Origin of the sequence: Streptomyces sp. NPDC101234 (assembly GCF_044767525.1) — a bacterium.
GTDB lineage: Bacteria > Actinomycetota > Actinomycetes > Streptomycetales > Streptomycetaceae > Streptomyces > Streptomyces sasae.
This window is the reverse complement of the sequence record NZ_JBIWOA010000044.1, coordinates 81522-93690: the sequence shown is the minus strand read 5'-3', so window position 1 is coordinate 93690 and position 12169 is coordinate 81522. Positions and strand designations below refer to the sequence as shown.

The 12169-nt window shown below is 69.3% G+C and carries 11 protein-coding genes; 5 read left to right on the top strand and 6 right to left on the bottom strand.

Features of this window, described 5'->3' with window-relative positions:
* The first annotated feature begins 819 nt into the window (after positions 1 to 819).
* Positions 820 to 1038, top strand: coding sequence for a hypothetical protein (locus tag ACIRR9_RS47735; RefSeq protein ID WP_403765720.1), 219 nt, complete (start codon positions 820 to 822; stop codon positions 1036 to 1038).
* Between the two features lie 503 nt (positions 1039 to 1541).
* Positions 1542 to 1952 (top strand): VOC family protein, encoded by a 411-nt coding sequence (locus ACIRR9_RS47730; RefSeq protein WP_403765717.1) that lies wholly within the window; start codon positions 1542 to 1544, stop codon positions 1950 to 1952.
* Between the two features lie 16 nt (positions 1953 to 1968).
* On the opposite strand, the gene ACIRR9_RS47725 is transcribed toward ACIRR9_RS47730, so the two are convergent.
* On the bottom strand, positions 1969 to 2640 hold the full coding sequence (locus tag ACIRR9_RS47725) for a PadR family transcriptional regulator (RefSeq protein WP_403765714.1): 672 nt from the start codon (positions 2638 to 2640) through the stop codon (positions 1969 to 1971).
* 69 nt (positions 2641 to 2709) lie between these two features.
* Here ACIRR9_RS47725 and ACIRR9_RS47720 point away from each other — a divergent pair, with 69 nt between their 5' ends.
* Both ACIRR9_RS47720 and ACIRR9_RS47715 read left to right on the top strand, forming a co-directional pair.
* On the top strand, positions 2710 to 3414 hold the full coding sequence (locus tag ACIRR9_RS47720) for an ABC transporter ATP-binding protein (RefSeq protein WP_403765711.1): 705 nt from the start codon (positions 2710 to 2712) through the stop codon (positions 3412 to 3414).
* A 5-nt stretch (positions 3415 to 3419) separates the two neighbouring features.
* Positions 3420 to 6242, top strand: a complete 2823-nt coding sequence (locus ACIRR9_RS47715; RefSeq protein WP_403765708.1) for an FtsX-like permease family protein — start codon at positions 3420 to 3422, stop codon at positions 6240 to 6242.
* A gap of 78 nt (positions 6243 to 6320) precedes the next feature.
* Here ACIRR9_RS47715 and ACIRR9_RS47710 read toward each other — a convergent pair whose 3' ends face one another.
* A complete protein-coding gene (locus tag ACIRR9_RS47710) occupies positions 6321 to 6443 on the bottom strand; it encodes a hypothetical protein (protein ID WP_403765705.1) in 123 nt (40 codons plus the stop codon).
* Positions 6444 to 6510: 67 nt separating this feature from the next.
* Here ACIRR9_RS47710 and ACIRR9_RS47705 point away from each other — a divergent pair, with 67 nt between their 5' ends.
* Positions 6511 to 6696, top strand: a complete 186-nt coding sequence (locus ACIRR9_RS47705) for a transposase (protein ID WP_403765702.1) — start codon at positions 6511 to 6513, stop codon at positions 6694 to 6696.
* A gap of 647 nt (positions 6697 to 7343) precedes the next feature.
* Here the strand turns inward: ACIRR9_RS47705 and ACIRR9_RS47700 are convergent.
* From ACIRR9_RS47700 to ACIRR9_RS47685, 4 genes are all read right to left on the bottom strand, one after another.
* Positions 7344 to 8408 carry a sugar ABC transporter substrate-binding protein gene (locus ACIRR9_RS47700; RefSeq protein ID WP_403765699.1) on the bottom strand — a complete coding sequence of 355 codons (1065 nt, stop codon included), beginning with the start codon at positions 8406 to 8408 and terminating at the stop codon, positions 7344 to 7346.
* 552 nt (positions 8409 to 8960) lie between these two features.
* Entirely contained in the window at positions 8961 to 10220 is a 1260-nt protein-coding gene (locus ACIRR9_RS47695) for a sugar ABC transporter permease (RefSeq protein ID WP_403765696.1), read from the bottom strand.
* 5 nt (positions 10221 to 10225) lie between these two features.
* On the bottom strand, positions 10226 to 11005 hold the full coding sequence (locus ACIRR9_RS47690; protein ID WP_403765693.1) for an ATP-binding cassette domain-containing protein: 780 nt from the start codon (positions 11003 to 11005) through the stop codon (positions 10226 to 10228).
* A 34-nt stretch (positions 11006 to 11039) separates the two neighbouring features.
* Positions 11040 to 12128 carry a sugar ABC transporter substrate-binding protein gene (locus tag ACIRR9_RS47685; RefSeq protein ID WP_403765690.1) on the bottom strand — a complete coding sequence of 363 codons (1089 nt, stop codon included), beginning with the start codon at positions 12126 to 12128 and terminating at the stop codon, positions 11040 to 11042.
* Positions 12129 to 12169: the final 41 nt, after the last annotated feature.

Genomic DNA, 12169 nt, shown 5'->3' with positions numbered 1-12169 from the left:
CAAGGGCCGGTCGTTCATGAAACAGTCCTCCTGCGTGATAAGGCCTCGGTCCGAGTCCGCGGCCGGTACATGAGCGGGCGCCCCTCGACAGCAGACCATCGGGGGCACCGCGGACCCGAGGGCCCGGGATCACGCCGGAGAGGACGATCTGTCGGTCTCCGTCTTCCCCGCCCGCGCGACGCCGGCCCCTCGGCCGGTGCAACAGTGCCGGCCGCACCTGCTGTTCCCGCCGCACACGGGAACACCTCTGGGCCTCGGCGGCGGCCCCCGTGGCGTGGCTCAAGGGGCACATCTCGCAGCGCAGCGGACCGACGGCCTGCTCGCTCTCGTCGACGGCCGCCCAACGGATGCCCCAGCCGCACTTCGCGACGAACAGTCCAGGTCCGGGCATGGCCACTGAAGTCGCGGACATGCTGCACCGCCACGGAGTCGCTTGCGCAGTGGGTGCACCGGGACCCTTCACCAACGGAGCGCTGGTCGGGAGCGATCCTGACCAGCACTTTCTGCATTGAGTGAACTGCGGATCCCACTGTCAGAACGCCGACAGTCCGTTCGGGGTGCCGTTGCCGGTGGGGGGCGTCGTAGCCCGGAACCGCTGTGCAGAGGTAGTCGCCGTCGCAGGTGCCGGTGGAGCCGTCGGGCACGTCGTTGAGGCCCGCCGCACCGGCGGAGTACAGGCGCGAGGCGTCGGGGAAGGCGGCGGGGTCGCCGGCGAGTGCGATGACTCCGGCCAAGAACGGCGCCGAGGCACTGGTCCGCCCCACCACCGTCCAGTCACCGTTGCCCCGGGGCACGGAGGTGACGTAGACGGCGAGGCCGGTGTCGGGGTCGGCGACGGCGGACACGTCCGCGATCGTGCGGCCGGGGCAGTCGGTGTCCTGCTGCCAGGCCGGCTTGTCGACCCAGGCCGGGCAGCCGCTGCCCGACCCGGCCCAGGCGGACTCCTGCCAGCCGCGGTCGTTGTCGGCACGGGTGAGCGAGGTGCCCCCCACCGCGATGACGCTGGAGTATGCCGCCGGGACGGTCGGGACGGTGTAGCCGGAGCCGCCGGAAGAGGCGACCACCGCCACGCCGGGGGTGGATGCGCGGATTTTCGGGGTACGTGACCGAGGGATCGTCGTCAGGCTCGCTGCCGGGCACTGCGCAGTCGTCGAGTCGACGAATGTCACGCTGCAGGCACGCGCACGAGTCACTGGCCTCGCCGGGCGCTTCAACGCCCTGGTGACCGTGCGGCGATTCGGCCGGGACGCCACCGGCCTCCTGCGGCAGTAGACCGAGCGGGGCCGCACGGAGCTCACTGCTGCGGATGTCCGTGCCGACGCCGCCGTCATGGCGTGGGACGGCGGTGCCGACCAGCTCCGTTCCGAGGGCGCGACCGCCGTCCCGCGACCGCCGTCCACGACGTTTCCGGACGCCGCCGAGCGGCCGCGCCCGCCGAAGCCGCCGCGCGCTTCTCCTTCGCCTGGCACACCGGACGTGCCCTGAAGCCGGTGCCCTGAAGCCGCGGCACCGTGACGTTGCGGGTCGTCTCGCGTGGCACGGTGCGGCTCATCGGCAGCATGGAGCAGGCTTTCGGCGTGGAGGAGCTCGCGTGTCTTGCGGGCGGGGACGGGGCCGTCGGGCATGCGGAGGTACGGGGCGGGGGTTCGGTGGTGCTGAAGTGCGACGCGTGGCCGGAGTGGCCGGCGCCCCCTGGCTTCCTGTGTCTTGGCGTCGGGGACGCCGACGTCGTGCACTGTCGGGCCGTTGCGGTCGGCGGTATCTCGGTCACCGGGGTCACTCACGTGTTCTTCGGAGACCGGGTCGGTCGGGTACGCGATCCGCTGGGCGGCCTGTACCGGATCCGGACCCGTGTGGAGGAGCTGAGCCCACAGGAAAGGGAACGACGCCTCAAAGACCCGGAGTTCACCGAGGCTGTGGGGTACGTCCAAAGTGTCGACTTCTTCCCTTGAGCGCGTGCTGTGTTGGCTAGGCGGACCGGGTCCGGTGGCCGTTCGTTCCGTCGGAGCCGGAGCCGGAGCCGGAGCCGGAGCCGGAGCCGGAGCCGGAGCCGGAGCCGGAGCCGGAGCCGGACGCGCCGTGCGCTTGCGCCTGCTCACCCGCCTGCGCGCCCTGCGCCGCGGCGATCGGTCCCAGGTGCCGGGCGGCGCTGTCGAGGAGTCCGAGGTCGGCCTTGGTGTGCGCGATGGCGGCGTCGATCAGAATGGCGACCAGCGGCTCGTCGGTGTGGGCCCGGCGCTGCCGGGCCAGCCCGGCGAGTTCGGACAGGTAGGTCTGTCGCTGCGCCTCGATCAGCGTGGTCAGTGCCTCCGGGCCCAGGGCGGCGGCGCCGAGGAGCTTCAGGAACAACTCGTCGCGGAAGCCGCCGACCCGTACCCAGGACGTGGTCGCCCACGTACGCAACTCGGCCTCGCCGGCTTCGGTGAGCGTGTACAGGTTCTTGTCGGGCCGGTCGGCCTGGGTGACCTGCGAGCGGGAGACGTAGCCGTCACGGACCAGCCGTTCGAGGATCTGGTACAGGTGACCGATGTTGAGGCCACCCCACTGGGGGCCGATGGTCTCCTCGAACCGGGCCTTGAGTTCGTATCCGTGGTTCGGTCGCTGGGTCAGCAGCGCGAGCACGGCGTGGTGGAGCGGCATGTACCTCCCTTCTACGTTGTGACAACATACCCCTACATTGTGACAATGTATGAGGGCGAGGCTGCATCTATGGCTGTGAGCGTGGCGCTGCGCGGGGTGAGTCGCCGATACCCTGGGCTGACCGCTCTGGACGGGGTGGACCTGGAGGTCGCGGCGGGCGAGGTGGTGATGCTGACCGGGCCTTCCGGTGCCGGCAAGTCCACCGTGCTGCACCTGACGGGTGGCATGGACCGGCCCGACGAGGGGCACGTCGAGATCGACGGGACCGAGCTGGTGTCCCGGAGCCTGGACGCCCACCGGCGGCGCATCGGCTTCGTCTTCCAGCGCTTCCATCTGCTGCCCGCCCTGACGGCGCTGGACAACGTGCTCGCCCCCGTACTGCCGCGCCGGGTGGATTTCGACCGACGCGAGCGCGGCACGGAACTGCTCGAAGCGGTCGGCCTCGCGGACCGGTCCGATGCCCTGCCTTCGCAGTTGTCGGGTGGTCAGCAGCAACGCGTCGCCGTCGCACGTGCGTTGGTCAACCGGCCGGGACTCCTGTTGGCCGATGAGCCGACGGGCAACCTCGACAGCGTCATCGGACGGGAGATCATCGACCTGCTGATGTCGCTGCGCGAGCGGTACGGCATGACGATGCTGATCGCCACCCACGACGCGGAGGTCGCCGCCAACGGAGACCGGATCGTGCGTCTGCAGGACGGCAGGATCACCTCCGACCAGTGCGTCACGCCGTCCGGCGACGTGCTGAACCGGCTGGGGGGCCTGCGCCCGTGATAACGATGAACCTTGATCAGCTCCGGCGGCGGCGCGGGCGCGCGCTGGCCCTGGCGGCCGGGATCCTGGTGGCGGCGACCAGCTTCACCCTGCTGACCGCGACGGTGAGCACGAGCAGAGCGACCACCGTGGGCACGGTACGGAAGAACGCACGGTCCGCCTATGACGTCCTGGTGCGTCCGCCCCACGCGCAGACGGACGTCGAACTGCAGAGCGGAATGGTCGCGCCGAACTTCCTGTCCGGCACGTTCGGCGGTATCACCATGGACCAGTACCGGCGCATCCGCGCCATGGCCGGGGTCGACGTGGCCGCACCGGTCGCCAACATCGGCTACCTCATGGTGGCGACCACCGTCAGCGTGGACGTGTCCCGCTTCCTGGACAGCCAGGCGTCCCGGCAGATCCTGCGCCTGCGCCCCACACTCACCGCCGGGCTGGGCACGTACCGCACATCCGACGAGTACGTGTACCTCACCCGCAGCCCCCTGACATCGGGCTCGTCCGCGGACAAGCTCTTCCAGTCCGACACCCTGGAAAAAGGGGCGATCGACAAGAGCACTCAGCGCTACCAGCTGAAGGGGAAGTACGACGTCTGCTTCTACTTCAACCGGGACAAGTCCGAGCAGACCGAGTTCAACCTGGAACTGCCGCTGAAGCCGAACATCATCGCCGAGGACCTCAGGGCGAAGTCGCCGTTCGACCCGGACCTGAGCTCACTGATGAACTGTCAGTCCGGGCGGGACAAGGCCACGATCGACGTTCCGGTCGCCTACCCCGTACTGCTGTCCGCCATTGACCCGGCGGCCGAGGACCGGCTGGTGGGTCTCGGCACCACCGTCACCTCGGGCCGCATGCTCACCGAGCAGGACAAGCCATGGGTACTGTCCTCCGCCAAGAGCGTTCATGGACAGCGCGATTCCTACATCCCGGCGATGCTCAGCAGCAAGCCGGTGACCGCCGGGAAGCTGACTGCCTCCGTCGAGCGGCTCGACATCGGTGACCCGGTCAAACTCCCCTCCGAACTCGGCAATCCGACAGCCGACAGCTTCGTCCGCGGCCTGCACGGCACCCAGGTGGGGCACGTCGGCGTCGACCTGAGCAAGGGCTACCGCAAGGCGCTGGGCGAGGACTCCTTCGACACCGACGTCTACTGGACGGTCGGCCCGGTCGCGTACCGCCGCACGGCCGGCGGTGACCTCGCCGTCGAGGCCCAGCAGCCCCAGAAGCCCGGCCTGTGGGTGACCAACGGGGACCAACAGCCGTTTCCCTATGTTCCCGAGGAGAACCAGGGCAAGCAGTACCGGAAGGTGACCAGCCACGCCTCCACGAGCTGCATCGGTCTCGGAACCTGCGACGGTGTCGACTCCGGACGCCTGCCCAACCCCTTCGTCCAGCTGGTCGGCCGCTACGACACCGGCAGGCTGCCCGGTTTCTCGCCCTTGTCCGACGCACCGCTGGAGACCTACCAGGCACCGCAGGTCACCGGCGCGGACGACGGCACCCGCAAGGCCCTCCACAACAAGCCACTGCAGCCCGACCGCAACCTCGGCGGTTACGTCAGCCAGCCGCCCACCATGCTGACGACGATGGACTCCATCACCGCGCTCACCAAGAGCCGTCGGGTGCCGAGCCTGCAGGACAAGGCGCCGGTCAGCGCGATCAGGATCCGGGTGGCAGGAGTGACCGGCGTCGACACCGCCTCCCGGGCGCGGGTGAACGCCGTGGCAGGGGCGATCCGGGCCGCCTACCCACGACTCCAGGTCGACGTCACCGTCGGCAGTTCGCCCGCCCCGCGGACGGTGGCCCTGAACGCCTCGGCACAGGTGACGGAGCGCTGGGTCGCCAAGGGGGTGGCGCTGCGGATCCTCAGGGCGGTGGACACGAAGAGCGCGGTGCTGTTCGTGCTGGTCCTGGTCGTGTGCGCGCTCTTCCTCGGACAGGCGGCGCTGGCCTCGGTGCGCTCACGCCGCACGGAGATCGGCACACTGCGCTGCCTGGGCTGGAGCGGTGGCGAGGTACTCCGTCTGGTCCTCGGTGAACTCGTGTTGATCGGCCTCGCCGCCGGAGCCGCGGGCGCGGTTCTCGCATATGTGCTGGGCCGGATGCTGGGACAGCCCGATGCCGGCGGCAAGTCGTTGCTCGTGCTGCCGGTCGCGCTGCTCCTGGCCACTGCGGCGGGTCTGATCCCCGCCTGGCTCGCCACCCGCCTCGGGCCGATGGAAGCCGTCCGGCCCCCGGTGACCGCCGCCCGCCGCGCGCGCCCGGTGCGTTCGGTGGCCGCACTGGCCATGTTCAACCTGCTGCGGGTACGGGGTCGCACACTGCTGGGCGCGGCGGGACTGGCGCTGGGCGTGGCCGCCTTCACCGTGCTGCTCGCCCTGACACTGGCCTTCCGCGGCGAGGTGGCCGGGTCACTGCTCGGAAGCGCCGTGGTGGCACAGGCACGCGATGCCGACTACCTCAGCGTGGCACTGTCCCTGCTGCTGGGCGCCGCCGGTGCCATCGACGTCCTGGTCCTCTCGCAGCGCGAGCGCGCCGCCGACCTCGCCGTGCTGCGGGCGACCGGCTGGACCCATCGCGAACTGGCGCTGCTGACCGTCTACGAGGGGATCGGACTGGCGCTGCTGGGCGGCCTGTCAGGCGCGGTGGCCGGCCTGATCACCGTGGTCTCGCTCGGCCAGGGCCTGCTGCACGGCCGCCTCCTCGCGGTCGCCGGCGCCGCGCTGCTGGCCACGCTGGCTGCGACCGTCCTGGTGTGCGCGGCACTGACCGTGCCGATCCGAGGCCTTTCCCGCATCGCCCCTGCCCGCCTCCTCGCCGCAGACTGACACCCGCATACGTCTCCTCCCCGGGCCCGTCACCTCCCTCCGCCGAGGTGACGGGCCCAGCAACGGCGGGCGTGGACGTCAGGCGATGGTCCAGTCGCCGAGCCGGCGGGCGAGACCGGCGACGCCGAGGGCTCCGCAGGCCGTGCCGCACATGAGCGCCGCGGCCGCCTTGGACCGGCAGCCGAGCGGCATGTGTGTCACGGGTCAGGCAGGCCTCGGTGGTGCTCGGGCTGAGCAGGTGCATGCCTTGGTGCGGTGACATGAGCTCATGGACGTGCAGTGGCAGAAGTTCGAGCCGTTACTGCCCGCCCACGGCAAGCCCGGAGGGCAGTGGGCCGATCACCGCGCAGTAGTCAATGGTGTGTTGTACCGGGCCGGTACCGGGCTGCTCCGGCCGGACCTGCCCGAACGGTACGGCCCTTGGCAGACCGTCTACGAGCGCCACTGCCGCTGATCGGTGGACAGCATCTGGCGGCAGATCCTGGACGAGTTACAGATCGAGGCGGTGCCACCGATCCCGACGGGACACTGGCCAAGGCGGTAGAGGCGGAGACTGCGCAGCGCAGACGGGATGGGCGGTGAACACCGACTCCACGTCCTGCCGACCGCATCAGCACGTGGCCGGGGCCCGTCACCGGCCGCCGCGCGACCTTCCATAAAAAGGGGCGGTGCGCGTGTGGGGGAGGATGGGCGGGAGGCACTGGGGCGCTGGCTGACCAGCAAAATCCATCTGTTGGCCGACGGCCGGGCCCACCCACTGACCTGGCAGATCTCGCCGAGACAGCGGGGCGACAGCCTCATGTTCATCCCCGTGTTGGAGGGCGTACGGATCCGTCGGCGCGGGCCGGGCTGGGGCTGGGGACGGCGTCGTTCCTGGAGGAGGTGATCGGCCACCGGCCGGCGACGCCATCGGCCAAGAGAGCGTGAGCATCCGGCACCGAATGCGGCAGCCCCCGCACCCGCTCGAATTCCCTGTGCACCAGCACACCTTCAGACATGATCGGCGTGGTAGGCACACCTGCCGGCTCCAACCACGAACCAGTGAGCTTCGGAGCGGAGTTCGGTGACCGGCTGCCTGGTCGCTCAGCCTCAGACGCGGTGTCACCCGAGGTTGTTGCCCCAAAGAGAGGTGTCGGTGCTCTTGAGGCTGGGGACGCCGCCGTACGTGCCGCCGTCGACGGTGACGAGCGGGGCGGAGAGCTGGTCTTCCAGAAGTCCGTCGCGGACCCGCACGATGGTGCTCTCGTGGTCGGTCCTGCCGGGCTTGAACGTCTTACCGTCGATCGCGGCCTTCAGGTAGTACAGGGCGTACTTGGCATAAAGGTTGGTCGGCTGGGACACGGTGGCGTCGATGTTGCCGTCGGAGATGTTCTCGAGTTCCCTGGGAATGCCGTCGTTGGAGACGACGAAAACGTGTTTCTCGTCCTTCGGGCTGACCAGCAGCCCTTCCTGCTTGAGCACGTGGAGCGTGCCGGAAAGGGCCAGGCTGGACTGCATGTAGATGCCCTTGATGTCCGGGTGGGCTGTGAGGTCGGTCTGGAGTTTCTGCGCGGCGACGGCGCCGTCCCAGTTGGTGGCCTCGCCGAACACCTTGATGCCCGGGTAGTTCTTCTTCATGCAGTCGTTGAATCCCTCGGTACGGTCACGGCCGTTGATCGATGCGAGGTCGCCCTCGAGCATCACGACCTTGCCCTTGCCGCCCAGCTTGGTGCCCAGGTACTGGCAGGCCTTCTCGCCGTAGGCGCGGTTGTCGGCGCGGACCACCATGTAGACCTTTCCGGTGTCCGGACGGGTGTCGATGGTGACGACCGGTATCTTCGCCGCCTGCAACTGCGCCAGGATCGGTGCGATGGCAAATGTGCTCTGCGGGGCCATCGCGATGCCCTCGACGCCCTCGAGAATGAGGGTCTGCGTGTTGGTGGCGAGTCTGGCGATATCGTTCTGCGAGTCGGTGGTCTTGAGTGAGAGACCGAGTTGCTTGGCGTACTCCGGTGTGTACCTGATGTACGCGTTCCAGAAGTCGGTGTCGGACCGCGGGTAGTCGACGCCGACCAGCGGCTTGACGCCGCTCGACGTGGCCGTGCTGTCGCCGCCGCTGCAGGAGCTGAGCAGCACCAGTGCCGAGAGGGCGGAAGCAGTGGAGCAGAGGACGGATCTCAACCTCATCGGTACTTCCTTGCGCTGGGTCCCGAAGCGCCTGCCGTCTACCCGTCGGAAGGGCTGACTGTGACATCCCAGCTCAGTCGGACCACGGGATGGTAGCGGATGTCATGTGACCAGCAGATTCACATCATCAATCGTGTCGAATTTTTGATCGGGTCTGTGCAGGGAGAGATGGGCATGTCACGTCCGGCCTGCACCGGATTACCTCGTCACCCGACATGTATATGAAAACGCTTTAATTGTATCTAGTTATTTATCCTGCATGTCTGTTGACGTGGACGGGATGGCCGCGGCGCTGGGCGGTGCCGCGGAGAACGCCAGAGTGACCATGTGGGAAACGTCCGCCACGAATCCCTGCTGCATCTGCTGCACGAGTCCCTCCCCGAGTACCTCGGCGGTCTCAGGACCGCCACCCCGCTCGCGGCTGTCACCCGGACCATGAAGCACCTACATGCATCAGGTGGCCGCGCCGTCCCCGTCCCAGCCCAGCACGATCGGCGCCCCGGCGCCATGCCCGGGCCGCTGCGGGCATCACCGACGCCGCCAGTGGAGGTGTCAGGCGCGCCCGTGCGCCTGCTGCGTGAGTCGGGACAGTGAGTCAACGACCACCGCGGCGAAGAGCACCCCGCCCGTGATCACCAGCTGGACGGCGGTGGGCGTGTCGGTGAGGGCCATGCCCGAGGCGATCGACTGGATGACCAGGATGCCGAGCACCGCGGACCAGGTTGTACCGCGTCCTCCGAACAGGCTGGTGCCGCCGATGACGGCGGCGGCGATGGCGTTGAGCAGCAGGACGCCGGAGCCGGAGTTCTGGCTCACCGACGTGATGCGCGAGGCCAGGAACAGGCCGCCGGTCGCCGCCAGGGTGCCGGAGACTGCGAGCACGGCCGTCTGTACGCCGGTCACGCTGACACTGGCACGACGGGCCGCCTCGACGCTGCTCCCCAGTGCGTAGACCTGGCGTCCGTAGGGCGTGCGCCGGAGCATGATGTCGAGGCCCGCCACCATGGCGAGGAAGATCAGCAGAGCCAGCGGCAGGCCCTGGAACTGGTTCAGCAGGTAGGCGGAGACGAACGCGATCACCGCCACTACTCCTGTGCGCACCCCGATGGTGTGCAGCGGGCGGTGTGGCATGCCGACGGCCCTGCGGCGGTGCCAGCTCAGGTAGGAGGTGAGGAAGACCAGAGCTGTGGTGAGTGCTGCCACCGCGTAGGCGACGCCGTCGTCGGTGAAGTAGTAGCTGGTCAGGTGGGCGATGAGCCCGTTCTCGTCGAGGTTGATGGTGCCGCTGGTGCCGAGGATGGCGAGCATGAAGCCGTTCCACGTCAGCAGCCCGGCGAGGGTGACCACGAAGGCCGGCACCCGGGTCCTGGCGACGGAGTACCCCTGGACGGTCCCCGCCACGGTGCCCGTCAGCACGGCGACGATCAGGGCGAGCCATTCCGGCACGCCGTTGTTGACGCTGAGCACGGCGAAGACCGCGGCGGCGAGCCCGCTGATCGAGCCGACCGACAGGTCGAGTTGACCGAGCAGCAGCACGAAGACGATGCCGACCGCGATGAGCCCCGTACCCACGATGTCCACGCTGAGGTTGGACAGGTTGCGGGGTGAGAGGAAGGTGGGGTTGATGCACTGGAAGATGATCCAGACCGCGGCGAGGACGAGGGTGACGGGAAGGCGGCCCAGCTCACCGGCGCTGAGCCGGTGCCACCGGAGGGCGATCCAGCCCGCCACAGCACGGGTGGTTGCCCGCATGGCGCGGCGCTGTCGGGCTGCTACGAGATCGGCCCGCGTCTCATCCGGCATGTCGCGCATCCCTTTCACCACTCGGCCTCGCGGTGGGCCGGCCGACGGGGCGTGTTGTCCGTGGCGCCCGTGATGGAGGAGACGATCTGCTCCCGGGAGGTGGTGCTCACGTCGAAGATGCCGTTGTCGCGGCCGAGTCGCAGCACGGCGGCCCGGTTCGCGAGGGCCTCCACATCGGCCATGTTGTGGCTGATGAGCGGGATCCCCAGGGCGTTGTGGCGGAGACGGTCGAGGAGGTCGAGAACCTCGGTGGTCTGCCCGAGCTCCGGCGCCGCGGTCGGTTCGCCCAGAAGAAGGGCGTGCGGATCGCCGAGAAGCGAACGGGCGCTGGCGACGGTCTGCCGCCGGCCGACGGACAGTGGCACCAGGGGACCGCGCAGCTCGGGGACGCTCCGGGTCAGGCGCTCCAGCAGCTGCCTGCTGCCGCGTTCCGTCTCCACCTCGTCGAGGAAGCCGAACCTGCGGATCTCTGGTCCGAGGAAGAGGTCGCCGACGGCGTCGAGGTCTGTGCACAGCGCCAGGTCCTGGCAGACGGTGGCGATGCCGAGGTCCCGGGCTTCCTGGGGACGCGGGATGTGAACGGTCCGGCCCTCCCGCTCGATGCTCCCCTTGTCCGCGGGAGCGACCCCGGAGATCACCTTGACCAGGGTGGGCTTGCCGGCTCCGTCGTAGCCGAGCAGGATCAGTGCCTGGCCGGCGTGGGTTTCCGGCTCGATGTCCCGGAGGGCCTCGATGACGCCGAAGCGCTTGCACACACCGTCCAGGGCGAGCAAGGGGGGCGGCAAGGGAATCATCTCCTTCCCGGGCCCGGCCGACCGGTCCCGCCTGTCAGGTCAGCCCGGACTTGTGGCATTCGCCCGCGAGCGGCGGGGCACAGATCTGTTCGAGCGTGTACACGCCGTCCTTCACCAAGGTGTTCTTGATGGTGTCAAGGGTCACGGGCACCGGGGTGAGCAGCACGGCCGGCACCTCCGCGCCGGTGCGGGTTTTCACCCGCCTGGTGGCCGCCCTGTCGAGGCGCTGTCCACGCGCGGCGGTAACCGCCATGGCGCCGCCGGCGGCAGCCTCGGGTCCGAACGGCTTGTAGACCGTCATGTACTGATCGCCGCTGACGATGCGCCGAACGGCTGAGAGCTCGGCGTCCTGCCCGGTGACGGGCGGCAGCGGGCTGACCTTGTTGGCTTTGAGGGCGGCGATACTGCCGGCGGCGAGGCCGTCGTTGGCGGCGTAGACGCCGTTGATGCCGGCGGCGCCCAGGGCGGAGATGGCCCCGGACATGTTCAGGTTCGCCGCCTCCGTGCTCCACTGGGGTGTGTCGTACTCCTTGGCGATGGTCACCTTCCCCTGGAGTTCGGACAGTGCGCCCTGTTTGAACCACAGCGCGTTGGGGTCGCCGGGGTCGCCGTTCATCATCACGATCCGGCCGCCGTGCGCCTTGGCGCCCATGGCCGTCAGCAGCGCCCGGCCCTGGAGCCTGCCGACCTCCTGGCCGTCGAAGGAGACGTAGCCCGAGATCGGGCCCTCGGCGAGGCGGTCGTAGGCGATGACCGGGATGTGCGCGGCCGCTGCTTTTCCGACCCAGGCGCCCATGGCCCTGGCATCGACGGCCGCCAGCACGATGGCATTGACCCCACTGGCTATCGACGAGTCCATCTGTTCCTGCTGGATGGCCACGTCGCCCTTGGCGTTGGCGTGCTCGATCGTGCATTCACGGCACAGCTGCCGGATCTTCTGATCCAGCAGAGGCCTGTCCTGCGTCTCCCAGCGGGCGGTGGTGGAGTCCGGCAGCAGCACGCCGATCTTCCGCGCGCTCCCTGGCCCGGAGGTGTTCCCGGCGCCCCACCCGCAGGCGGTGAGGGACACGGCCGTCGAGATCGCGGCCAGGGCGAGGGCGGTGTCCCGAACGCAGACATTCATGCGCGAGGCCTCCCTCCTCCCTGGAGCCATGCGGTTGCAAC

Coding starts and splice junctions, on each gene's coding strand:
- ACIRR9_RS47725 (WP_403765714.1), bottom strand. CDS start 2,640: ATGCCGCTCCACCACGCCGTGCTCGCGCTGCTGACCCAGCGACCGAAC.
- ACIRR9_RS47720 (WP_403765711.1), top strand. CDS start 2,710: ATGGCTGTGAGCGTGGCGCTGCGCGGGGTGAGTCGCCGATACCCTGGG.
- ACIRR9_RS47715 (WP_403765708.1), top strand. CDS start 3,420: ATGAACCTTGATCAGCTCCGGCGGCGGCGCGGGCGCGCGCTGGCCCTG.
- ACIRR9_RS47705 (WP_403765702.1), top strand. CDS start 6,511: ATGGACGTGCAGTGGCAGAAGTTCGAGCCGTTACTGCCCGCCCACGGC.
- ACIRR9_RS47700 (WP_403765699.1), bottom strand. CDS start 8,408: ATGAGGTTGAGATCCGTCCTCTGCTCCACTGCTTCCGCCCTCTCGGCA.
- ACIRR9_RS47695 (WP_403765696.1), bottom strand. CDS start 10,220: ATGCGCGACATGCCGGATGAGACGCGGGCCGATCTCGTAGCAGCCCGA.
- ACIRR9_RS47690 (WP_403765693.1), bottom strand. CDS start 11,005: ATGATTCCCTTGCCGCCCCCCTTGCTCGCCCTGGACGGTGTGTGCAAG.
- ACIRR9_RS47685 (WP_403765690.1), bottom strand. CDS start 12,128: ATGAATGTCTGCGTTCGGGACACCGCCCTCGCCCTGGCCGCGATCTCG.